The following is a 22,054-nucleotide window of genomic DNA, read 5'->3' on the forward strand; positions in this document are numbered from 1 at the left end:
ATGACAACAGACTTTAAGCCGGTATCTTCATCAAAAATCAGTATTTCAGAATTAATGCTCCCGTCGCATACTAACTTTAGCGGAAAAATTCACGGAGGTTACATCCTGCAATTACTGGATCAGATTGCGTTTGCTTCTGCCTCAAAATTTTCAGGAAATTATTGTGTAACGGCTTCTGTTGATACGGTGAATTTTTTAAAACCAATTGAGGTTGGTGAACTGGTTACAATGAAAGCTTCTGTAAATTATGTAGGTCGAAGCTCAATGGTTGTGGGTATTCGTGTCGAAGCCGAAAATATTCAGACAGGAGCAATTAAACATTGCAATTCCTCTTATTTTACAATGGTAGCGAAAGATAAAGATGGGAAAAGTGTTCCGGTACCGGGATTAATTTTGTCTAACCTTGACGAAGTTCGTCGTTTTAGAAAAGCAATCAAACATATTGAACTTAGAAAAGAGGTCGAAGAACATGAAAAAGTAACCAATGTAAGCTCTATTGAAGATTTGGCAGGTTTAGCTAAATACAACGTATTATTAGAAATTAGCTAGAATAATTCTCTCCATTTAAAACTAAAGAATATGGTAAAGTTTGGATACACAATATTATATGTAGAAGATGTCGAAAAGTCAATTGCATTTTACGAAAACGCATTTGGTTTTTCAAGAAAATTTGTAACTCCTGAAAAGGATTATGGAGAATTGATCACTGGAGAAACAACGATTTCATTTGCTTCAAAAAAATTAGCAGCTCAAAATTTAAAAGATGGTTTTATCGAAAGTAATCCTGAAGATAAACCTTTTGCAATCGAGATAGGCTTTATCACCGATAATGTTGACGAATTGGTACAAAAAGCAACTTCATTTGGTGCAATAATGGTAAAAGAACCAACGCAAAAACCGTGGGGACAAATTGTAGCATATTTAAGGGATCTTGATGGTTTTTTGATTGAGATTTGTACAGAAGTAAAAGGATAATGTTTTCAGTATGATTTCATTTTATATGAAAATTGGAATTATTAGATGTGTATGTAGTCCCTACGGGCCGATAATAATGTCCCGTAGGGACATTATCTTTCATTTCACATTTTCAAAATCCATATTTTACATCAAAAAAATATTTCACAAATATTTAGCAAAAATCGGCAACCGTGTCCGTGAAAATTTCGTAACTTTAAGTATAAACATTTGGTTATCACTTTTTCACGGAGTACTGCCATTCAATTTTTAAAAACTTATATTAAGTCCAGTTTTTTTTCTCTTCTTAAAATAAAAAAAATCGAATGACATAATTGTTTAAATTATTGACGATTATGAAAAAAACTACTTTTTTTATTTTGCTATTTACAGCCTATTCTGTTATCGCACAGGATAAATTTTTCACCAATACAGGAACTATCAATTTTGAAGCTTCGGTACCTTTCTTCGAAGAAGTAAAAGCTGTAAACAGACAGGTTGCCATTGTTCTGGAACCTAAAACAAGTACATTAATTTGTACTGTGATTGTTAGAGATTTTCGTTTTAAGTTAGACATGATGCAAGAACATTTTAACGAAAACTATATGCAAAGCCGTCGTTACCCAAAAGCTATTTTTAAAGGAAAAATCGAAAAGTTTGATTTAAAGGATATCAATGAAACGGAGAAAGAATATCAAATAAAAGGGAAATTGGTTTTGCGCGGAAAATCGAAAGATGTATTGGTAAGTGCTTTAATTAAAAAAGTAGATGGCGGAATTCAGATTATATCTGACTTTCCTATTTCTGTATCTGATTTTAATATTCAGATTCCGAACGAAATAGCGGCTAAAATTTCAAAAACGGCCAACACCGAATTAATTGGAGTCGTTAAAACCAATGATTCGATGTATCTTACTTTAAAATGAAATTTAATTCAGACAGCTTGCAAGTGCAGTTTCTAGATCAGTAAATTGAAAATCAAATCCCATTTTTTCTATTTTTTCAGATGAAACCCTTTGGCCTTCTAAAACAGCCACACTCATTTCGCCCAAAACTATTTTAAGCACAAATACAGGTGCTTTTGGGAGCCAGATTTTGTATCCAAATAAGTTTGCCAGGGTTTTAGATAAACTCGCGTTTGTGGTGTTGTCTGTAACGCAGGAATTATAAGGACCATGCATTTGCTCGTCTGCAATTGCTTTCAAATAAATATTGCATAAATCCTCGATATGAATCCACGGAACATATTGTTTGCCTGTGCCTAAAATGGCACCAAAACCAGCTTTAAAACTTGGGGTAATTTTTTTAAGGAAACCTTCGTCTTTGCCCAATACAATGCCGGTTCTCACTTTTACGGTTCGAATGCCTAACGAATTTATTTGATCTGCCGCTTTTTCCCATTCCTGACAAGTAATGCCTAAAAAGTCATTTGCCGGCGGTGTATTTTCGGTACATATATTCTGGTTGGTATGAGCACCATAAATTCCAATTGCTGATGCAGACACAAATGCATCCAGCTTTTTATTCTTTTTCTCTAAGACAGAAAAAATAAGATCGATAGGCTGTGTACGGCTTTCGAGTATGTCTTTTTTACGTTTTTTAGTCCATCGCTTTTCAACAATTCCTTCTCCTGATAAATGAATAATGTAATCTGCTTTTGTTATCGCTTCTTCATCAATATAATTGCGGGTCAAATCCCATTTGTAATACGTGATCGACGAAGTGTTTTTTCTATCAGAACGGCTTAGAATTGAAACTTCGAAACCATTGTCAATAAGTAAATCAGTAAGGTGTTTGCCTATAAATCCAGTTCCTCCGGTTAGTAAAATATTTTTTGCCATGATAGTTTATAATTTATTTAACAGCGTATTTTGTTTAACGATAAGTAAAGATACTTAAACATTGATTACCTTTAGGGCAAATTAAAAAATTTAATAAGATGGAAGCTAAAAAGAAGACTATCAGTAAAGAAGACATCGTTTCAATATATATGGAAGAAGTTCTGGAAAAAGGACAAAAGCCAAAATCGGTTTATCATTTCGCAAAAGAAAATAATTTTACCGAAGCCGAATTTTATGCCTTTTTTGGAACACTAGAAGGTTTAGAAAAAGAAATATTCAGATTGTTTTTTGCCAACACAGTCGATTTGTTGCATAAAAACACCGATTACCTGGAATATGATATGAAAAATAAAATGTTGAGTTTTTATTTCACTTTTTTTGAAATCCTGACGGCCAACAGAAGTTATGTTTTACAATCCTTAAAATTCGATAGAAATCCGTTAAAAAACTTAGTACAGCTTACTACGCTTCGCAATAGTTTTAAAGAATATGTATCAGAAATCCTAACCGACGATTACAGATTAGAACAGGAAAAGTTACAGAAATTTCAGGAAAAAGGAATTCAGGAATCTGCCTGGTTGCAATTAATGCTTACGATAAAATTCTGGGTTGATGATGAATCAGCCGCTTTTGAGAAAACAGATATTTTCATCGAAAAATCAGTTAATGCTTCATTTGAGTTAATGAATGTCACACCACTAAATCACTTGATAGATTTAGGTAAATTTCTTTTTAAAGAAAAAATCTACAGCAAACAATGAAAACAATCGATTATATACCAACGTCAAAAATAGAAAGAGCCAGTAAACTGGTGCAAACCGGTGCTAAAATAGGTGTAAACTATGTGAAGCATTATGCCGAAAAAATGGTTAATCCTGATTTGACACGCGATAAACTAAACGAAAATAACGCTGAAGACATTTACGACGGACTGAAAAGCCTGAAAGGAAGCGCCCTAAAAGTGGCCCAAATGCTTAGCATGGACAAGAACTTTTTGCCTCAGGCGTATGTCGAGAAATTTTCTTTATCTCAATTTTCAGTTCCGCCGCTTTCTGCTCCATTGGTTTTAAAAACCTTTAAAACTAATTTTGGAAAAACGCCTTACGAAATCTTCGATGAATTCAATGCCAATTCTGTCAATGCAGCCAGTATTGGTCAGGTACATTTGGCGGTAAAAGACGGAAAAAAGTTAGCCGTTAAAATTCAATATCCCGGTGTTGCCAATAGTATTTCCTCAGATTTAGCTTTAGTAAAACCCATCGCAATTCGAATGTTTAACCTTCAGGGAAAAGATTCTGATAAATATTTTAAAGAAGTCGAAGACAAACTCATCGAAGAAACCAATTATTTACTCGAATTAAAACAAAGTGAAGAAGTAGTTGAAGCGTGCAGTAAAATCGAAAATTTACTTTTCCCAAGATATTATCCTGAGTTTTCGTCAGAGAAAATCATCACCATGGACTGGATGACCGGAATTCATCTTTCTGAATTTACCGCCATCAATACAGACAAAGAAGTTGGCGATAAACTAGGGCAGGCACTTTGGGATTTTTATATGTACCAAATTCATGTTCTTAGAAAAGTACACGCAGATCCACATCCCGGAAACTTTTTGGTAGATGATCAAAACCGTTTGATTGCGCTTGATTTTGGATGTATGAAAATAATTCCCGAAGAATTTTATGTGCCGTATTTTGAGTTAATTAATAAAAATGTAATTACTGATAAGGCACTTTTTAATCAAAAGTTGTTCGAGTTAGAAATCCTTCGTCGGGATGATACTCCGGCAGAAATCGAGTATTTCACTGAGATGTTTCATGATTTGTTATCCCTTTTTACGAAACCATTCCAAAATGAAACTTTCGATTTTGCCGATGAAACTTTCTTTGACAGCATTGCCAAATTAGGCGAACGTTTCTCTAATGATACGAACCTAAAAAAAATGAACGGAAATCGTGGATCTAAACATTTCATTTATATGAACCGTACCTTCTTTGGTTTGTACAATTTAATGTTTGATTTGAAAGCGAAGATTGTCGTTAGTAATTATCTAAAATATTAGAAGAAAATAATCTTCCGAGAATCAAAACAAACATCAAAAAAATGAGAAATATTGTAATCATCGGAGGCAGTAAAGGTATCGGAAGTGCTATTTTGTTGCAACAGCTAGAGACAAATCGGGTTTATAATATCAGTAGAAGCGTACCAAAGCTAACGCATCCTAACCTTACGCATTTTAGTTTAGATGTTTTAAAGGACGAACTTCCGGATATTGCAGAAGTCGATACTTTAATTTACTGTCCCGGCTCAATTACGCTAAAACCTATTTCGAATTTAAGTGTTGATAATTTTAGAAACGATTTTGAAATCAATGTTGTTGGTGCTGTAAAATCGATTCAAAAATATTTGCCTGTTTTAAAAAGAGGCTACGAATCTTCGATCGTTTTATTTAGTACCGTTGCCGTAAAATTAGGAATGCCTTTTCATGCCAGTATTGCAACGGCAAAAGCAGGTGTCGAGGGTTTGACAAAATCTCTGGGAGCTGAGTTGGCAACTGTAGTCAGGGTTAATGCAATTGCACCTACAATTACTGAGACTTCGCTTTCGGCTTCCATCTTGCGAAACGATCGCATGAAAGAAAATATGGTCGAGCGCCATCCTATGAAAAATTATTTAAAACCTGACGAAGTTGCAAATATGGTTGATTTCCTGATTTCTGAAAAAGCAAATTCCATTTCAGGTCAAATTTTCGAAATGGATTATGGTTTAGTGAATTTTAAAATTTAAACCACCATGAAAATTCTCTTAACAGGCGCAACAGGGTATATTGGCAAACGTCTTTTACCGATATTAGTGGCCCAAGGACATCAGGTAATTTGCTGTGTAAGAGATAAAAACAGATTTTACATACCTGCAGATTTTCTGCAAAAAGTACAAGTCATTGAAGTCGATTTTCTTGAAAAAGAAACACTGACAGCAATTCCTGCTGATATCGATGCTGCTTTTTATCTCATTCATTCCATGTCGGGTTCTGATACCAATTATGATGAATTAGAAAGTATTTCAGCAGCTAATTTTACCGAAAGAATAAATCTGACTCAGGCACAACAAATCCTCTACTTAAGCGGAATCGTAAACGATAAATCACTTTCTAAACATTTGGCTTCCCGTAAAAATGTCGAAAGTATTTTAACCAAAGCAAAAGTGCCGCTGACTACTTTAAGAGCCGGAATTATAGTAGGATCGGGGAGCGCTTCATTCGAAATTATCCGCGATTTAGTCAACAAACTTCCGGTGATGATTACTCCCAAATGGCTCAATACAAAATGCCAGCCTATTGCAATAAATGATGTTTTGGAATTTCTTTCGAAATCACTTTTAAATCCGGTAACTTACAACCAAAGCTTTGATATTGGCGGTCCGGATATTTTAACCTACAAGGAAATGTTATTGGCTTTCGCCGAAGCAAAAAATCTCAAACGGTACATTTTTACTATTCCCGTCATGACACCTAAATTGTCATCATATTGGTTGTATTTTGTTACCTCAACGTCATATAAACTGGCATCGGCTTTGGTAAGCAGTATGAAAGTCGAGGTTATTTGCAACGATCATCGCATTAATGAGCTTTTGCGAGTGACCCCCATGACCTATAAACAAGCGCTTTCGAGAGCTTTGATCAAAGTCCAAGAAGATAAAGTGGCCTCAAGCTGGAAAGATTCCCTTGTAAGCGGACGTTTTAACCGCAATATCTCAGCACATCTAAAAGTTCCTAAAAAAGATTGTTACATCGACCGAAGAAAAAAGGAAATCGAAAATCGCGATTATACCATAGATAGAATCTGGTCAATAGGAGGCGAGAGAGGTTGGTATTACGGCGATTGGCTCTGGAGTTTACGAGGCTTTATCGATAAGCTTTTTGGTGGCGTAGGTTTGCGCCGTGGCCGAACCAATAAACACGACATTCATTCCGGCGATGCTTTAGATTTTTGGCGTGTTTTATACGCCAATAAACAAGAAGGAAAACTGATCTTATACGCCGAAATGAAACTTCCCGGTGAAGCCTGGCTCGAATTCAAAATCATACACAATACTTTATATCAGGCTGCAACCTTCAAACCCAAAGGTATTTTGGGAAAACTATATTGGTATTCTGTTTTACCGTTTCATGGTTTTATTTTCAACGGAATGCTTAATAAATTGATTAAGTAGGTTTAGGAGCTGTTTCCTGCTATCCGCTATATCTTTTGTGGATCGCGATAGCTATCCAGGCTAGGGATACAGTTTTCATAAAAACTTTTATCTATTAATATTTACAACCTCAATCTTGTCATCTCGGAATAATTTTTATTCTAAAAAAACAATATAAAATGACATTTACCGCAAAGTGCGCAAAGGTTTGCACAGGGTTCACTAAGCTTTGTCTTTATTTCGCTTTGCTTTGAGATCGCTAAGGGATTGTGAAATAAGCTTTGCCATGATAGGCAGATGACACGGATTTGCTTTGCAAAGACTCGGATTTAAACAGATTTTTTATTTAATTCCAAAAAACGTCATTGGTAGGAACGAGGGATCACACTAGTAACTCGACAAAGATTAGAAATTCATTTTTATTATAATAACAAACCCGACAGGTTTTTAAAACCTGTCGGGTTTACTTTTAGGAATGGAGTTTCTTGCAGAGATCTTTCCTTCGTTAGGATGACAAGATTGGGGTAAAAGTTTCGAAAAGTATTGGAATTTGGAATTAAAAAAAATGGAATTTTACTTAATGATTCCCTTCTTATAAGTCTCAATAGCACGATCCCTCGCAAAAGCATGATCCACCATAGGCTCATTATATCCTAAATCAAATTCCGGAATCCATTTGCGAATGTAGATTCCTTTTTCGTCGAATTTCTTTTGTTGAATTTCCGGATTAAAAACCCTGAAGTATGGTGCGGCGTCGCATCCTGTTCCTGCAGCCCATTGCCAGTTGCCTACGTTTGATGCCAATTCGAAATCCAGTAATTTCTCGGCAAAATAAGCTTCGCCCCATTGCCAGTTTATGAGTAAATGTTTGCACAGGAAACTTGCTACTACCATACGAACGCGATTGTGCATATAACCGGTTTCGTTAAGCTGGCGCATTCCGGCATCGACCATAGGGTAACCCGTAGTCCCGGAACACCAACGTTTAAAATCTTCTTCGTTATTTCGCCATTGAATACCATCATAAGCCGACTTGAAATTGTGATTGACACAATTTGGGAAGTTAAACAGAATCTGGATAAAGAATTCTCTCCAGATTAATTCGCTCAAAAAAGTCTGGTTTTTCTTATTCGCCCAATTGACTAATTTACGGATACTAACCGTCCCAAAACGTAAATGTGGTGAAAGATAAGAGGTGCTGTCTAAAGCTGGAAAATCTCTGGTTTCTTTATAATTACCTATTTGGGTTAAGTTGTGCGGAAATACTTTTATAGTGCTTCTTTCAAAACCTATTTGGGATAGTTCAGGAAAAGTAAATTGATTTTTGGCAAAATTGCTGAACAAAGGTTTTGTATCATATTCAAAAGCTTGTCCTGAAAGATGGTATTTCTCCAGCCATTTGTTTTTATAAGGCGTGTAAATCGTGTACGGAAGTCCATCAGCTTTGTTGATTTCTTTTTCTTCAAAAATCACATGATCTTTGAATGAGAAAGCTTCTATGTTATTTTCTTTTAATAAAGCTGAAATAGCCAAATCACGTTTTATCGCGTAAGGTTCATAATCTTTATTGAAGAAGATTTGCTGAATATCTAATTCTTCTGTAAGTGATTTCCAAACGTCGAAAGTTTTTCCTTTTTTGATTAATATAGAGGAATCAATTGCGTGAAGTTGTTTGTTTATGGCTTTGAGCGAATCATAGATAAAACTAACGCGCGCATCATCTTTAGGAAGATTTTCCAGGATATCTTGATCAAAAATAAATAGCGGGATTACCGGAAATTCAGATTGCAGGGCATTGAATAATCCGATATTATCATCTAGACGTAAATCACGTCGAAACCAGAAAAAAGTAACTTTTTGTTTTGTCATTTTATTATATTTCTTTTATCACAGATTAAAGGATTTTGGTTTCACGCAGATTCTGCAGATTTATTTTTGATTTTAATTTAATAAATCTGTGTGTATCTGCTTAAATCTGTTTAGATCTGCGTTAAAAATTACTATTCATCTGTGACAGACTATTATTTTGAATTGAATAGTTCTTCGATTTTTTTGTGGCGATATTCAAAAATGGATTTCAGTTTATTCCTGACCATTATTGTATTGGCGAGTTGGCCTAAGAAACCAAATGGTAAGGCATAATGTACCACATCGGTCATTTTTGTGCCGGTTTCTGTAGGTTCAAAAAAGTGTTTGTGATGCCATAATGCGTAAGGACCAAAACGTTGCTCGTCTACAAAATATTGGTTTTCTGATGAAACGGTTATGATGGTCATCCAATTTATTTTAATGCCCAAAAGAGGTTTTAAAGTATAGGTAATTACTTGTCCCGGATACATGCGTTTGCCATCGAAATCCTCAATTACGAAACTCATATCATCAGGTGTTATGGTTTGCAGGTTTTGTGGACTGGAAAAAAAGTCCCAACATTTTTCGATACTGGCGTTTAAGTGTTGTACGGTTTCTAGTTTATATACTTTCATAAAATTGATTTACATTTTACTTGTTGGTTATTTTTTAACACATAGAGACATAGATTTCGAATGATCAAAAAAGCGTTTCACTTATCTAAATGCACATAGCTATGTGTAAATAATGTATTATTTATTTTAATCTTCTTTAAAAAGAAAAAATCTATGTTTCTATGTGTTAATTTTTTTGTACCAACGGTTTACATTTTATAATATTTGAAAGGAACGAATAACATCCCGAAGCATTCTCCGTGTTCTTTTCCTAAATGTTTGTGGTGTATTTTATGGGCTTTTCGCAAACCAATGAGGTATTTATTTTTGGTGTTTTTGAACCATTTAAATCGCTGATGAATTAGAACATCATGAATTAAAAAATAGCAAGCGCCGTAAGTCGTGACGCCGCAAGCGATGAAAAACAAATAATTGAAGCCGCCCTGAACGCCAAAATAAAAAAGAACAATACTTGGAATGGCGAAAATGACAAAGAAAATATCGTTGCGCTCAAAAGTATCTTCGTATTTGGGTTGATGATGATCTTCGTGAAAATACCACATAAGTCCGTGCATGATGTATTTGTGTGTAAGCCAGGTAACACATTCCATGAAGAGAAAAACGCCTAAAAAGATGAAGAAAGAAATCATTTTTTATGTTTTGAATTGTTATTATAATTAAACTCAATCAATCTTGTCATTTCGACGAAGGAGAAATCGCACTATCCCGAAGCTTCGGGACATAAAGAAAAGCGTCAATCTTTGTCGATTAACGAGTGTGATTTCTCGTACCTCGAAATGACAAAAAATGCGAAATCTAAACCAGTTTTAACTTGTAAGTTACAAAAGATTGCGCTAAAAGCCCGGCTTTTGTATAATTTGAGACTCTTATTCGTGAGCTTCCAATTTCGTAATATGGTGTTTTTTTTAGTTTTTTTAGTAATTTTTTGTAATAGATATAAGCGGTGTAAACCCCAAATTGTGCTTCGATAGGCAATTTTACAATTCCCTGATAGGCGACTCTGAAATCTTCTTCGATTTCGTTGATGATGGTGGTTTTGGCATTTTCGTCGAAAGAATTTAAATCGACTCCGGGAAAATAATTTCGGTTTAAAACCAAATTATCATCTTTAAGATCCCTCAGAAAATTCACTTTCTGAAATGCCGATCCTAATCGCATCGCTTCGTTTTTCAACTGCTCGTATTTTTGATGGTTTCCTTTTACAAAAACTTTCAAACACATTAAACCCACAACATCGGCAGAACCGTAAATATAATCTTCGTACTCGGTTTGGGAGCTGTAGGTTGATTTGATGAGGTCTAATTTCATACTTTTAAGGAAAGCCTGAACAAGATCATCGGTAATATTGTATTCCTTTACGGTATGCTGAAACGAGTTGAGGATAGGGTTTAAGCTAATGCCAAACTCAACGGCTTTGTAATATTCTTTTTCGAAATCATTGATGAGGTTTTCTTTGTCGTAATCATGAAATGAATCGACAATTTCGTCAGCAAAACGCACGAATCCGTAGATGCTGTAAATCGCTTCGCGAATGCTTGGTGATAGCATTTTGACCGCCAGCGAGAAGGATGTACTGTAGTTTTGGGTGACCAATTTGCTACATTTGAAAGAAACGGTGTCGAATAGTGATTTCATTTTTTACGATCTAAAAGATTTTTGAATTAACTCGGCTACTAGTTTTCCTGAAATTAAAGCAGGCGGAACACCTGGTCCGGGAACGGTTAATTGTCCTGTGAAATATAAATTACGAACTTTTTTACTTTTTAGTTTTGGTCGTAAAAAAGCCGTTTGCAATAAGGTATTCGCCATTCCGTAAGCGTTTCCTTTGTAAGCGTTATAATCGGTTACGAAGTCATTCTTGCAAAATGATCTTTTAAAGATAATGTTATTTTTAATTTCTTGTTGGGTAAGCTGCTCAAAACGAGTGATGATTTTTTTGAAATATTCTTCTCTAAGTGCTTCACTGTCATTAATTCCCGGCGCTAACGGAATAAGAAAAAATCCGCTTTCCTTGCCTTGCGGTGCTGCGCTTTGATCTGTTTTTGATGGAAAATTGGCATAGAACAAAGGGGCATCGGGCCATTTTGGTTCATCGTAAATATCTGCTGCATGTTGGTTGAAATCGACATCAAAAAATAAAGCGTGATGCGAAATGTTTTCAATTTTTTTATCAAAACCCACAAAAAACAAAAGCGACGATGGCGCGAAAACGCGGCTTTCCCAATATTTCTCTGAATAGGCGCGGTGTTCGATATCCAGTAAAGTTTCGGTATGATGATAATCGGCTCCGCTTAAAATGACATCGGCTTGTATCGTTTTTCCGTTGATGACGATTGCTGTTGCGGTTTTATTCTCGACTACTATTTTTTCGATAGCAGCATTGGTTTCAATCGTAACACCAAGTTCGAGAGCCAGTTTTTCGATGCTGCGAACAACATCGAACATTCCGGTTTTGGGGTGCCAGGTTCCTAAGCCAAAATCGGCATAATTCATAAAATTATAGAAAGATGGTGTTTTGGTAGGTTTTGCGCCCAGAAATAAAACGGGAAACTCCAAAATCTGAATTAGTCGTTCGTTTTTGAATTTCTTGCGAATATCAGTACTTACGGTGCTAAAAAACTGATTGAGTTTTTTAGTGGTTTCAACGGTAATTAATTCCAGAGGAGAAACTCCGGGACGATACACCAAATCTTTAATCGCAATATCATAATTGCTTTTAGCCTGCTTGATGAAAGTTTCGAGTTCGTGGCCACTTCCTTTTTCGATACTTTCAAAAGTGGTTTTTATTTCTTCGAGATTGTCATATATACTGATGAAATCATCTACTCCAAAATAAACCCTGTAAGCAGGATTTAGTTTTATAAGCTCGTAATAATCGGTAGTTTTTTTATTGAAATCCTGAAAGAAACGTTCAAATACATCTGGCATCCAGTACCAGCTTGGTCCCATATCAAACGTGAAACCCTCTTTTTTGAACTGTCTTGCCCTGCCGCCAATAGATTCGTTTTTTTCATAAAGAGTCACTTTGTTTCCTTGTTGTGCCAAGTAACATGAAGCGGCTAACGCAGAGAAGCCTGATCCTATTATTGCTATTGTTTTTTTCATTTGTTTAACAAATGTACAAAAACTTTAAACAAAATTAGCTTATAGCATGCTAATTGTTTCTTCCATAGAGTCGAAAATTCGTATTCTTTCGGGCAGCATTTTCTGGTCAATGTTTTCGACCATATTGCCCATAAGCCAAATTTCGTTGTTTTTTTGGAGTAATTTTTGCCCCATTGATTTTACATATTGATTGATAACACTGCGATCCGGCTGCACTGTCATGAAAGATATAAATGTAATATTCTCGAAATGTTTGGTTAAATCCTGAAGATTTTCAATTGGCATACTTTCGCCCAAATAAATGGTTTTGTAGCCATGGGATAAAATTTCATATTGTAGGTATAGCAAACCTATTTGGTGAATTTCGTTTAATGGTAACGAAAGCACAAAAATTCTATTGGTCTTAGTAGGTTTTAATATTTGAAGACTTTCGGTATAGATTAATATTTTTTGTTTGATCAAATGACTCATGAAATGTTCATTTGCAGGAGTTATGGTTTCTGATTGCCATAGTAATCCTAATTCTTTCAATAAAGGAAGAAAGTGATCTTTGAAAACTTCTTTGAATGATTTCTCAGAGATTAGCCAATCGAAAGTATTGAAGAATATTTCCTGGTCAAAATTCATCATGGCCATTTTGAATGAAGTTATGGCGTAATTCTGAGAATTTTTCTTCGAAATAATTTCACGAACCAATTGCGGAATCTTTTCTTCGGGATACGTAGCAATTTTAGAGATTTTATATCCGTATTCGTGTAATAAAGTAATGTTTAAAAGCTTCTGTAAATTTTGTAGGTTATAGAGTCTAATGTTAGTGTCAGTACGCATTGGCTCTAAGATGTTATATCTTTTCTCCCAGATACGAATGGTGTGTGCTTTTATTCCTGATAAGTTTTCGAGGTCTTTTATGCTGAAAACAGTCTTAATATTGTTTATCATTACTGGTTATTTGGTGAACAAAAATAGGATAAAATCTGAGATTTGTCTTAAAATCTTCTTAAGATTAGAGAATTAATCGAATTTGATCTTGGAGAATTTATTTAATTTATCTAAATGCAAAATTGTTTTAGAACTGTCTTTGCTTCGATTGTACATAGTTTCGAATTTGGCGCCATAAATGATTTCACTAAAAGTATATGATGTTCTCGCGGCTACTGTATTGCTATACATATTATCGAAAGTGGTTATAAAGACGAATATCTCACCGTGTATTTTTTTGAAATCGTCTTTGGTAAAATTGTACAGTGGACTGTCTTCAGTAATTGGATGTACCAGAGTCCAGCTCAACGAAAGAGCATTTATTTTATCTAATTCGAGTTCCAGACTATAAAATTTATTGGTTTGCTCTCCATTTTCTTCCACACTCATCACTAAAGTTATTTTCGCTGTAGCATCTGTAAAATTGGTATTTTTAAAAGGTACCAGACGTATCATTAATCCTTTGTTTTTTCCGTAAGGTGAAATTAGGGCATTATCTGAAAATTTTAAAAAGGCGGTTGGTTTGCTAAATCTTCCAAAAAATAAACCTGTTGCAATGGCAAAACTTAATAAGCCAATTAAAGCTTCGGCTGCTGATAGGGCACTTGTTAAAAAACCTGTTGGGCTAATGTGTCCGTAACCTACCGTGGTAAAGGTTTGTGCACTGAAAAAATAGGCTTGGCCAAATTGGGTTAAAACGCTTTGAGATTGTTCTATTCCGTCGAGATGTTCAATGCCAATGGCATAATAGATCACGGCAAAAATAAAATTGAGGACAATGTAAAAAATAAACAAAATCGACATGAATTTCCAGTTGGGCATATCAATCATGGTGTGATACCAACTGATGCGGCGAAAAAGGTGCATGCCTCTTTTTTCGATATTAGGGGTTCCGTCTTTGTTTACAAATCTTCCTCCGTAACTGTTTGCATTGGCTCCAAAGCCGGAGTTTTTATCGGTTTGTGCTTTGTGGTTTATCTTTTTTAAAAGTGCCATTAAAATTTTGGATTATAAGGACAAATGTAAGCATAACTTTGAGATGAAATTAGGTCGAAGTTTTTGGAATAAAAAAAGCAATCTGTATAATTGATTTTTACAGATTGCTTTAGTAGTGAATATGTTTTATGTCGCTTTATTTACAAAAAGTTGCTTTGTTTTTTATAGCGCTCTGGCTGCCTAATTCGATTGCTTTAGAGAAATCTTTGCAGGCATTTTTTTTGTCTCCCATTTTATTGTAGGCCAATGCTCTTAAGTTGTAAGCAATATAATCTTTTGGGTTTAAACCAAGTGATGAGGTGCAATCGTCAACGGTTTCTTTAAAGTTGTTTAGTTTGTAATTTACATTGGCTCTGCCGGTAAAGGCATCTGCGTTCATGCTGTCGAGGTCGATTGTTTTGCTAAAATCAGCCTGGGCGCCTTTTAGATCGTTGAGTTTAAATTTTGCAACACCACGATTTTGGTATGCTTCGACGAATTTAGAATTCATGCTAATGGCTTTTGTGTAATCGGCAATTGCGCCTTTTGTGTTGCCGGCTTCGGCTTTTTTCATGGCTTTGTCAAAATAGCCGGTTGCAGATTGTGCCCAAGCAGAGCAAGTGATCATAATAAATGATACAATTAAAAAGTGTTTCATAAACCAATTTGGGATTAGGTTAGTAGGTTAAATAATTCTGGAAACGAATTTAGTAAAGTTTTGTTTTGTTGGGAAAGTTCTTTTGTGAAATAACTATTATTTAATTTATTTTTTTTGGGAAATTTGTTTTTTGTTGTGGTAAAACCTTGTAAGCTAGGTTTTTATTTCTGTTAAAAAAAGATTATTTAATCTGGTTTCTTATTACGAACAAACGGATTGGAATTTAGCCTCCAGATATACCCAATTTGTAAATTTCCTGACGATAAAGCAATGTTGTTAGTGTCATTGCCTGAGAAAGAAGAAAATATAAGATTATTGATATATGATAGACCAAGAGACCAATTTTCTTTATTATAACCAACAGATATTCTTGGAAAAAATGTAGGGTAGATTTCTATCTTTCGTTTGCCAAAATCGTTTATTCTTTCAGTACCAAAGTTTACCCCCATAGTTGCTGATCCGCTGGTAAACCATCTTTTGTTAATTGCCCAGGTATAAGCATAACCTCCACTTACTCCGAATTGGAAATTACGTAATGAATTTTGAGATTTGTGTACAAAAGAGCTGTCAGAACCTATTTTGGTAAAATAAGCACCTCCGCCAAGCAAAAAGCTTCCGGCTGATTTTAATTGTCTTTCGTTTTGATTGAAAGCAGCTTTATAGGAGAATTTCTTATTATTAAAAACATATTGGCCAAAAGTGCCATATTGCTGAATATTTAAGTCAGGATATAATTGTATGTTTTTATCCGATTGATCTGAAGTATAAAAACCGTGATATTTTTGTATAAAAAGGTCTATTATGAACTTTTTTCCGTAATGGTGAATTTGAAAATCAAGTGCTTTGGTTTTTCCTTTTTCATCATCTTTGAGGAAACTCAAACTATGACCATAGCTTAAATCGATGATGGTATTTTTTATAGAAACTCCAAAACCTAAACTCATCGGTGTATTGGGCATGAAATTTTTAATTTCTCCGTCTGTTTCCTTTTCCATCGAAATAAATCTCATCGATAGATAAGTTCTTAGGGAAACTTTATTGTAAAAAGGTTTAATATACGTTGTGTCAATCTGCGCCTGGCAAAAATAAGGAAGGATAAAAAAGAGGAAAAAAGAAAAATATAATTTCATAACGATGTCAAACGCAAAATAAGGGCTCTTAGTATTTTAGGAAAACCGATTAAAAAGGGTTTATAGGTTTTAAAAATAAGACGCAATGAATTGATTTTAGTTACAAAATTTATACTCTAATGTAGGTAAAATCTATTTTAGAGTTATTCTATTTCTTTTCATAAAACGATAATTTTATTTAAAAAGGGATTCGTTTCTTAATTGAGATTTTATTCTAATTTCTTTTCTGCTATAATTTTTTATGTAAATTTGATTGGTGTCTATTTGTACAACAATGTTATAATTGATAGATATACTTAAAAAAAGTAATGTTTTTTTTCTAAAATAAACGTTTTAATTAGTAACCCCCAATAATAATTAAAAAGGAATGAGAAAGTATTTTGCCCTTGCTTTTGGCGCGCTCTATATGTTATTTTTTGCGATTCCTTTTCCCATGATAATTTATTATTCTGTAAATAATGAATTTGATATAAATACTCTAAAAGATAAAGATCCATGGTTGGCTTTGGCTATAGTTTCGATTTCGATAATTCTTTGGCTGATTGTTTTAATGGGCTATTTCCGTAAATGGGTTCTTCAAATTTTTATTTCAAAAAGAAATATAGAAAAACTAAAGTCAGGCGGCGTATTGCGTGAAGCAAAAATTTTAAGCGCTGTAAAAACATCTAAGCCCAATGAGAAATTCAATACCTATGAACTTGAACTATCATTTAAAAACCTGGCCGATACAGAAATTACAAGCAAGACTGTTATTACGGATGCTAGACCTCATCAACGTCGTTTTGAAACGGGGAAAAAATTAAGTTTAATACTCGACAGAGATGCAAAAGAGGCTCCGCATTTTATCATTGCCACTACAGAAGTGGGATTAAATGTAATAAGAGTAGGGTTTATTGTATTGGGTTGGTTGGTATTTGTGGCCGGAGTAGTTGGCTATTATATTTATTCGTATCAAACCGAAAGTTATGGTTTGGGCTGGCGTTTTATGAGTTTTGGGCATCCGCTGATTGTGTGTCCAATGGTACTTTTGTTTTTTAGGTATCTTTTAAAATTTATCTATAGTAAGCTTACAGGATTAAATAGCAGTTCATCCATGATTAAGTTTAAGGGAATAAAAACCTGGGCCAAATTGGTTAAAGTGAGCCAGACCGGGACTTATATTAATGATCAGCCGGAAATTCGTTTTGAACTTGAGTACACGGATAATAAACATCATGTTCATCGCAATAGCCTGAAAAAAGTGATCAGGCTTCTTGATCTCGATATTACGAAACAGGAAAAGATAGAAATTTTTTATCTGCCTGATAATCCAAACCAAATTGCTTTTGCCAGCGATTTAAATACTATAGACTAAAAATGAGAAAATTAATTATACTACTAATTTGCTGTCATCTTTTGTTAGGTTGTGAGCAGGTATCTAGAAGTATCGATGAGACCTTTAAACCGAATGATACGTTAGTTCAAAAGGAAAAAGAAAGTCCTGTGCCTGAAACGACAGTAAATACTCAGATTGACCTTCAGCAAATTATAAAAACAGCACTGGAAACACATTCTGTAACTCATACACATACTGAAGGTAAGAATGTCGATCTTTTGACTGATACAAAGGAATTAGAAAAAGCGGAAGAGGCTTTGAGAAAATTGCCTCAATATGCAGGAAAAGAGATTTTTATTTATTCGACGCTGTATTTTTATAATGACGGACTCATTAATGTTATGCTTCAGCATCCTACAAATCCTAAATATGTTGATATTTATGATTATAAAGAGGGTAGGTGGTCTGAGCCTAAACCTCTTCAGTTGTCGGTTAGGGATGATGTGCAAAAGCGTTTAGTTTCGCTTAATAAAATAAAATTTGTAAATGTTGCTAAAGTCACCACTACTTATAATGAGAAAGCAAAAGAAATAGAAGGAGCCAAACCTCTTACAAGTGCGTATGTTTCTATTTGGGATAATCAGATGCGATGGTATCCTTCGAGTATTAATGGGAGCAGAGAAAGATATTCTATACAGTTTAATGATGACGGAAGTTTAAAAGCATTTAAGCAGGAGTAAGGCTTTTATGTTGGATATTTATAATTTGCCTGACTTATTGATGGCATTAAAAAAGGTAAAACAGATTGTATGTTTTACCTTTTTTAATTCTTTATGCTATTTGGTGTGAATTATAAAATCAAACCGACAATTTTATTTTAAAATCGCCGGCAATAAATAATCGTGAACTATTTTGTCTGCCTGGGCATGTCCGTACGGTTTGTTAAAAGCTTTTGAAGTGATTATGACTACAAGTGGTAAATCTTTAAAAATTATAAATTCGTTTCCGCCATTCCCGGCGCAGTAATAGGTTTCGTAATTTTTACCTTTATAGTTAATGGTTTTGTTCCAAAACAAATAGCTGTAGAATTGGTTGTCTTGCCCCGGAATTTCGATTTGTTTTGTCAGAGTTTTTTCTACCCACTTTACAGGAAGTATTTGCTGGTTATTCCAAACACCGTTATTTTTGTATAACTGAGCATATTTAGCATAATCCAATGAAGTCATTTGAAGGCTTCCTGCGGTATTTGGTACTTTTTGCGGTGTATATTGCCATTGATAATTGGTGATGTTTAAAGGTTTGAAAAGTTTTTCATCGGCATATTTTTCAAGACCTTTAGGGGCATTCTTATCCAGTATATCTCCTAAAACAACTACTCCCGCAGTAAAATAATCCCATTTGCCGCCATTGGTTTTGGCGGGATCAGTGGGTAAATCCAATGTAAATTTTACCCAGTTCTCTGTAGGATACATATTTTCTTCGTTTCCTGGTGATTCGCTATCGATATCTGAATCTTCAAATGAAGAGCTCATTGTGAGAAGGTCTTTTATTTTTATGCTGTCTTTTTTTACGTTGTAATTTGCATATTCTTTTAAGTTGTAAAAAGTATTAAGCGTTTGGTTTTCATTTTTAATGTATCCATCATTTATAGCTATCCCCATAATTGTCGATGCAAAAGATTTTCCTGCCGATCGGGTGTCATGCAAGGTATTTCTATTGGCGTCATTAAAATATTCTTCTATCAAAAGTTTGCCATTATAAACAGCAACAGCGCTTGTTATTTCTTTTAGGTTGTAAGAAGCAATTTCCTTGTTTAGCAATTCGATTTTTTTTCTTATCGAATTGAAAATCAGAAATCTCCCATCCGCTGTTTGGTACTATCTGTTGTATTTCCATTTGTTTGGCGGTCACTTTAGGAGTTTTTATGATTAATTTAATTTGTCCTTTGGCTATTAAATTTCCCACTATTGCTTCGTTGTCTTTATTCGTTATGATATAAGGTCTAACTTCAATTCTTAGCGTATGAGTTCCGTTTGTTAATGCTTTTTCGCCGCCATTAAGTTTAAAACGATCCCACATATGCAATGACCATAGATTTTGGGCTTTTGAGCTGGTTAGTGGAATTGCCAATGCTGTTGAGGTATTCTTGCTGCTTCCGTATCCAAAATTGCATCCTGAGTTAATATTATCTTTATAAATGAATTTGTTATCAATATAAAAAGCAAACTGAAGATTGCCCGTTTCTACAAGTTTGTCAGCCGACAAATTTGGGGCTAATTCATGTAAGTAGTTCGTTATCGAGTTATCAAGAAAAATCCTGATGTTAAGGTTGGATTTGTATGTAAGATTAAATGACTGAAGAAAATCGGTTTTTTTATATTGGTCTAACGGAATGTTGCCATCCATAAAAGTAACTTTCCCGATGTTTGATTGATGAAGTTCTCCGGTAATTCCTTCGGTTTTAAAAAGATCTGCATTCTGGCTAAAACCAGTAAGGCAGAAAAGGCTGATTGCAAATAGAAAAAATGTTCGTTTCATGTTTTGATTGATTTGATTGAGGTGTAAAATTATGCAGCCGGCAGCATTAAAAATTGTACCAGATTAACATTTTGCATTATTTCATTAAAAGTAATTTTAAATGCGCGGAAGGATTTATTCCGTTTACTTCTTTGAAGCATCTTGTAAAATGGCTTTGGTCAGAGAACCCGCATTCGTAAGCAATTTCGGTTAAGGATTGTTTTTGTAAAGACAGTAGCGAAAGTGCTTTTTCGACCTTTAATTTTCTCCTGTATTCGCTTAAAGTACAGTGAAAGTATTTAGAGAAATCTCTTGACAAGTGAACAGGGTGTATTTCGGCTATTTTAGATAAATATTCTAATGAGATGGTATCTCCAATCTGGTCGTGAAGAATTTCGTCAATAATTTGTACCCATTTTGGATTTTTGTATAATAATGAATTGTTATGCGCGCTGAGTTTTGATAAGATTTCGATCAGTAAGGTTTGGGTTGAAAAATCTACAGCAGGGCCTTCAATTTTAGCTGCTCTGAAAACTTTATACATTAAAAACTTGATTTCCGGTTTAGAGATATTAATGCTGCCCTGCAAATTCTCATCTGATAATGCTATAGTATCAAACCAATGTTTTTCGATTTCAAGATGAAAACCTCTGGTAAATCCGTCAGGTTTTATATTATAATGGGGTTCCTGCCAATTATGAAAAAGCAAACTTCCGGGAGAGCAATTGTATATCTCCTTTTTGTTACCCTCGATAACATTTCCTTCTAGTATAAAAGTAAAATAAGCATTCTCATGATAATGCCAGTCTACTTTGCTGTGGGTGTAAACAGTATCTGTGAGTGTTATTCCATCCAGAGCAATGGTTTCATTGGTTTGTCCGTAAAATGTACCTTTTTGCAGATGTTTCATACGATTGCATTATTTTTTTAGTAGGCTGAGGTGTTTTGAATGAATCTTAAACATGATATAAGCTAGTGCGCAAAGAGTCAGTTCATTTATTAGAAGAAATAAATCAAAGAAGGTTACAGAAATAATTGAATTTAATTTAGATTGTTTTATTTTGGTCTAACTTAGAAATCATAATAACAAAAATGCAATCACTTTTTACAACATTCTGTCTTCTGTTTTTTACTTTTAATGTATCGCTGGCACAGACCAATCACAATGACCTGAAAGATTTTAACCTGAAAGGGAATGTGAAATCATTTGGACAATGCTTTCTTGAAGGCGTTTCGATGCCTCTTGCAGCTAGTAATAAAATGTGCCGAATGGGAATTGGGAATACATATAATGAAAAAGGCTTTCTTATTTCATCCAATTCTGTTTCTTATAATGCTAAAGTGCTTGAAATAAAATATTATTATGATACAGATGGTGTTCTTAATGCGTCTGACTATTATTATCCGGGAACAAAAATGAGCCAATCATTTCTTATTACTGTAAAACAGGATATGGCTAAAAATGAAGTAAGTTATTGGTTTTATAAGGGAAGTATCTTGCAGTCGAAAACAGTTTTCATTCGTGATGAGAAAGGAAATTTAGTTGTGCATATGAATTATGGTAAGGATGAGAAGCTAAATATGGAAAAACATTATGAATACGATGCTGATAATTATAGAATAAAAGAATCGTTTTGGAGTGTTGGTCCTCCGGGATATTTAGATAAACCAATACTTAAAAGTGTGGTTACGTATAAAAATGATGAATTCGGCAATCCTGTAATGAAAACCAATTCTAGTAGTAAAGAAACGACCACTTATACTTATAAATATGATAGAAATGGTAATTGGTTGCTGTGTACTTCTTATAATGACAAAGGAGAAATTAATCAAATAGCCGAACAATATTTCGAGTATTATTAATGAATACGATAAGAGATTTGTTTTTAAATGAAAAAAAAACTTCA

Annotated in this window: 23 protein-coding genes; 10 read left to right on the plus strand and 13 right to left on the minus strand. The window is 34.3% G+C overall.

The window, feature by feature from the left end; genetic code table 11:
- From GIY83_RS24415 to GIY83_RS24425, 3 genes are all read left to right on the plus strand, one after another.
- A complete protein-coding gene (locus GIY83_RS24415; protein WP_194616748.1) occupies positions 1-549 on the plus strand; it encodes an acyl-CoA thioesterase in 549 nt (182 codons plus the stop codon).
- Positions 550-579: 30 nt separating this feature from the next.
- Positions 580-975 carry a VOC family protein gene (locus GIY83_RS24420; protein WP_194616747.1) on the plus strand — a complete coding sequence of 132 codons (396 nt, stop codon included), beginning with the start codon at positions 580-582 and terminating at the stop codon, positions 973-975.
- Between the two features lie 335 nt (positions 976-1,310).
- Entirely contained in the window at positions 1,311-1,880 is a 570-nt protein-coding gene (locus GIY83_RS24425; protein WP_208683922.1) for a YceI family protein, read from the plus strand.
- 3 nt (positions 1,881-1,883) lie between these two features.
- Here the strand turns inward: GIY83_RS24425 and GIY83_RS24430 are convergent, their stop codons facing one another.
- Positions 1,884-2,795, minus strand: a complete 912-nt coding sequence (locus GIY83_RS24430; protein WP_194616745.1) for a TIGR01777 family oxidoreductase — start codon at positions 2,793-2,795, stop codon at positions 1,884-1,886.
- Positions 2,796-2,893: 98 nt separating this feature from the next.
- Between GIY83_RS24430 and GIY83_RS24435 the strand changes: the two genes are divergently transcribed.
- The 4 genes from GIY83_RS24435 to GIY83_RS24450 are packed head-to-tail and all read left to right on the plus strand — an operon-like array spanning position 2,894 to position 7,007.
- A complete protein-coding gene (locus GIY83_RS24435) occupies positions 2,894-3,556 on the plus strand; it encodes a TetR family transcriptional regulator C-terminal domain-containing protein (protein ID WP_194616744.1) in 663 nt (220 codons plus the stop codon).
- Complete coding sequence (locus GIY83_RS24440; RefSeq protein ID WP_208683923.1) at positions 3,553-4,857, plus strand: AarF/ABC1/UbiB kinase family protein; 1,305 nt, start codon at positions 3,553-3,555, stop codon at positions 4,855-4,857. Before GIY83_RS24435 ends, GIY83_RS24440 begins: the two co-directional genes overlap by 4 nt.
- Positions 4,858-4,898: 41 nt before the next feature.
- Positions 4,899-5,582 (plus strand): SDR family NAD(P)-dependent oxidoreductase, encoded by a 684-nt coding sequence (locus GIY83_RS24445; RefSeq protein ID WP_208683924.1) that lies wholly within the window; start codon positions 4,899-4,901, stop codon positions 5,580-5,582.
- Positions 5,583-5,588: 6 nt separating this feature from the next.
- Positions 5,589-7,007 carry an SDR family oxidoreductase gene (locus GIY83_RS24450; RefSeq protein ID WP_208683925.1) on the plus strand — a complete coding sequence of 473 codons (1,419 nt, stop codon included), beginning with the start codon at positions 5,589-5,591 and terminating at the stop codon, positions 7,005-7,007.
- Between the two features lie 552 nt (positions 7,008-7,559).
- On the opposite strand, the gene GIY83_RS24455 is transcribed toward GIY83_RS24450, so the two are convergent.
- The 9 genes from GIY83_RS24455 to GIY83_RS24495 form a co-directional block, all read right to left on the minus strand.
- The gene (locus GIY83_RS24455; protein ID WP_194616740.1) at positions 7,560-8,855 is read right to left on the minus strand and encodes a deoxyribodipyrimidine photo-lyase; all 1,296 of its coding nucleotides are present in this window, start codon (positions 8,853-8,855) and stop codon (positions 7,560-7,562) included.
- Positions 8,856-9,007: 152 nt separating this feature from the next.
- On the minus strand, positions 9,008-9,469 hold the full coding sequence (locus GIY83_RS24460; protein ID WP_194616739.1) for an SRPBCC family protein: 462 nt from the start codon (positions 9,467-9,469) through the stop codon (positions 9,008-9,010).
- A 188-nt stretch (positions 9,470-9,657) separates the two neighbouring features.
- Complete coding sequence (locus GIY83_RS24465; RefSeq protein WP_194616738.1) at positions 9,658-10,098, minus strand: sterol desaturase family protein; 441 nt, start codon at positions 10,096-10,098, stop codon at positions 9,658-9,660.
- 166 nt (positions 10,099-10,264) lie between these two features.
- Positions 10,265-11,104, minus strand: a complete 840-nt coding sequence (locus GIY83_RS24470; RefSeq protein ID WP_194616737.1) for a phytoene/squalene synthase family protein — start codon at positions 11,102-11,104, stop codon at positions 10,265-10,267.
- A 3-nt stretch (positions 11,105-11,107) separates the two neighbouring features.
- Positions 11,108-12,574, minus strand: a complete 1,467-nt coding sequence (locus tag GIY83_RS24475; protein ID WP_208683927.1) for an NAD(P)/FAD-dependent oxidoreductase — start codon at positions 12,572-12,574, stop codon at positions 11,108-11,110.
- Positions 12,575-12,613: 39 nt separating this feature from the next.
- Positions 12,614-13,513: a MerR family transcriptional regulator gene (locus tag GIY83_RS24480; protein ID WP_194616735.1), complete on the minus strand. Its 900-nt coding sequence runs from the start codon at positions 13,511-13,513 to the stop codon at positions 12,614-12,616.
- A 72-nt stretch (positions 13,514-13,585) separates the two neighbouring features.
- The gene (locus tag GIY83_RS24485; RefSeq protein ID WP_208683929.1) at positions 13,586-14,548 is read right to left on the minus strand and encodes an ion channel; all 963 of its coding nucleotides are present in this window, start codon (positions 14,546-14,548) and stop codon (positions 13,586-13,588) included.
- A 136-nt stretch (positions 14,549-14,684) separates the two neighbouring features.
- Positions 14,685-15,185 carry a tetratricopeptide repeat protein gene (locus tag GIY83_RS24490; RefSeq protein WP_228520451.1) on the minus strand — a complete coding sequence of 167 codons (501 nt, stop codon included), beginning with the start codon at positions 15,183-15,185 and terminating at the stop codon, positions 14,685-14,687.
- Between the two features lie 185 nt (positions 15,186-15,370).
- Positions 15,371-16,315 (minus strand): DUF4421 family protein, encoded by a 945-nt coding sequence (locus tag GIY83_RS24495; protein WP_208683931.1) that lies wholly within the window; start codon positions 16,313-16,315, stop codon positions 15,371-15,373.
- 367 nt (positions 16,316-16,682) lie between these two features.
- Between GIY83_RS24495 and GIY83_RS24500 the strand changes: the two genes are divergently transcribed.
- Both GIY83_RS24500 and GIY83_RS24505 read left to right on the plus strand, forming a co-directional pair.
- A complete protein-coding gene (locus tag GIY83_RS24500) occupies positions 16,683-17,669 on the plus strand; it encodes a hypothetical protein (protein WP_208683933.1) in 987 nt (328 codons plus the stop codon).
- 128 nt (positions 17,670-17,797) lie between these two features.
- Complete coding sequence (locus GIY83_RS24505; RefSeq protein ID WP_229029174.1) at positions 17,798-18,370, plus strand: hypothetical protein; 573 nt, start codon at positions 17,798-17,800, stop codon at positions 18,368-18,370.
- A gap of 132 nt (positions 18,371-18,502) precedes the next feature.
- Here the strand turns inward: GIY83_RS24505 and GIY83_RS24510 are convergent, their stop codons facing one another.
- The 3 genes from GIY83_RS24510 to GIY83_RS24520 all read right to left on the minus strand — a co-directional run bounded on the left by GIY83_RS24510 (position 18,503) and on the right by GIY83_RS24520 (position 21,057).
- Positions 18,503-19,450 carry a serine hydrolase gene (locus GIY83_RS24510; protein ID WP_208683937.1) on the minus strand — a complete coding sequence of 316 codons (948 nt, stop codon included), beginning with the start codon at positions 19,448-19,450 and terminating at the stop codon, positions 18,503-18,505.
- The gene (locus GIY83_RS24515) at positions 19,386-20,168 is read right to left on the minus strand and encodes a hypothetical protein (RefSeq protein WP_208683939.1); all 783 of its coding nucleotides are present in this window, start codon (positions 20,166-20,168) and stop codon (positions 19,386-19,388) included. The genes GIY83_RS24510 and GIY83_RS24515 overlap by 65 nt, the downstream gene beginning before the upstream one ends.
- A 76-nt stretch (positions 20,169-20,244) precedes the next feature.
- Positions 20,245-21,057: an AraC family transcriptional regulator gene (locus GIY83_RS24520; RefSeq protein WP_208683941.1), complete on the minus strand. Its 813-nt coding sequence runs from the start codon at positions 21,055-21,057 to the stop codon at positions 20,245-20,247.
- A 182-nt stretch (positions 21,058-21,239) separates the two neighbouring features.
- On the opposite strand from GIY83_RS24520, the gene GIY83_RS24525 reads away from it, so the two are divergent.
- Complete coding sequence (locus GIY83_RS24525; RefSeq protein ID WP_208683943.1) at positions 21,240-22,010, plus strand: hypothetical protein; 771 nt, start codon at positions 21,240-21,242, stop codon at positions 22,008-22,010.
- Positions 22,011-22,054 lie beyond the last annotated feature (44 nt).

Origin of the sequence: Flavobacterium sp. SLB02, from assembly GCF_009664855.1 — a bacterium.
Taxonomy (GTDB): Bacteria; Bacteroidota; Bacteroidia; order Flavobacteriales; family Flavobacteriaceae; genus Flavobacterium.

Bases quoted from the DNA above. Each gene is read 5' to 3' on its own strand.
- GIY83_RS24415 (WP_194616748.1), top strand. From the start codon at position 1: ATGACAACAGACTTTAAGCCGGTATCTTCATCAAAAATCAGTATTTCA.
- GIY83_RS24420 (WP_194616747.1), top strand. From the start codon at position 580: ATGGTAAAGTTTGGATACACAATATTATATGTAGAAGATGTCGAAAAG.
- GIY83_RS24425 (WP_208683922.1), top strand. From the start codon at position 1,311: ATGAAAAAAACTACTTTTTTTATTTTGCTATTTACAGCCTATTCTGTT.
- GIY83_RS24430 (WP_194616745.1), bottom strand. From the start codon at position 2,795: ATGGCAAAAAATATTTTACTAACCGGAGGAACTGGATTTATAGGCAAA.
- GIY83_RS24435 (WP_194616744.1), top strand. From the start codon at position 2,894: ATGGAAGCTAAAAAGAAGACTATCAGTAAAGAAGACATCGTTTCAATA.
- GIY83_RS24440 (WP_208683923.1), top strand. From the start codon at position 3,553: ATGAAAACAATCGATTATATACCAACGTCAAAAATAGAAAGAGCCAGT.
- GIY83_RS24445 (WP_208683924.1), top strand. From the start codon at position 4,899: ATGAGAAATATTGTAATCATCGGAGGCAGTAAAGGTATCGGAAGTGCT.
- GIY83_RS24450 (WP_208683925.1), top strand. From the start codon at position 5,589: ATGAAAATTCTCTTAACAGGCGCAACAGGGTATATTGGCAAACGTCTT.
- GIY83_RS24455 (WP_194616740.1), bottom strand. From the start codon at position 8,855: ATGACAAAACAAAAAGTTACTTTTTTCTGGTTTCGACGTGATTTACGT.
- GIY83_RS24460 (WP_194616739.1), bottom strand. From the start codon at position 9,469: ATGAAAGTATATAAACTAGAAACCGTACAACACTTAAACGCCAGTATC.
- GIY83_RS24465 (WP_194616738.1), bottom strand. From the start codon at position 10,098: ATGATTTCTTTCTTCATCTTTTTAGGCGTTTTTCTCTTCATGGAATGT.
- GIY83_RS24470 (WP_194616737.1), bottom strand. From the start codon at position 11,104: ATGAAATCACTATTCGACACCGTTTCTTTCAAATGTAGCAAATTGGTC.
- GIY83_RS24475 (WP_208683927.1), bottom strand. From the start codon at position 12,574: ATGAAAAAAACAATAGCAATAATAGGATCAGGCTTCTCTGCGTTAGCC.
- GIY83_RS24480 (WP_194616735.1), bottom strand. From the start codon at position 13,513: ATGATAAACAATATTAAGACTGTTTTCAGCATAAAAGACCTCGAAAAC.
- GIY83_RS24485 (WP_208683929.1), bottom strand. From the start codon at position 14,548: ATGGCACTTTTAAAAAAGATAAACCACAAAGCACAAACCGATAAAAAC.
- GIY83_RS24490 (WP_228520451.1), bottom strand. From the start codon at position 15,185: ATGAAACACTTTTTAATTGTATCATTTATTATGATCACTTGCTCTGCT.
- GIY83_RS24495 (WP_208683931.1), bottom strand. From the start codon at position 16,315: ATGAAATTATATTTTTCTTTTTTCCTCTTTTTTATCCTTCCTTATTTT.
- GIY83_RS24500 (WP_208683933.1), top strand. From the start codon at position 16,683: ATGAGAAAGTATTTTGCCCTTGCTTTTGGCGCGCTCTATATGTTATTT.
- GIY83_RS24515 (WP_208683939.1), bottom strand. From the start codon at position 20,168: ATGAAACGAACATTTTTTCTATTTGCAATCAGCCTTTTCTGCCTTACT.
- GIY83_RS24520 (WP_208683941.1), bottom strand. From the start codon at position 21,057: ATGAAACATCTGCAAAAAGGTACATTTTACGGACAAACCAATGAAACC.
- GIY83_RS24525 (WP_208683943.1), top strand. From the start codon at position 21,240: ATGCAATCACTTTTTACAACATTCTGTCTTCTGTTTTTTACTTTTAAT.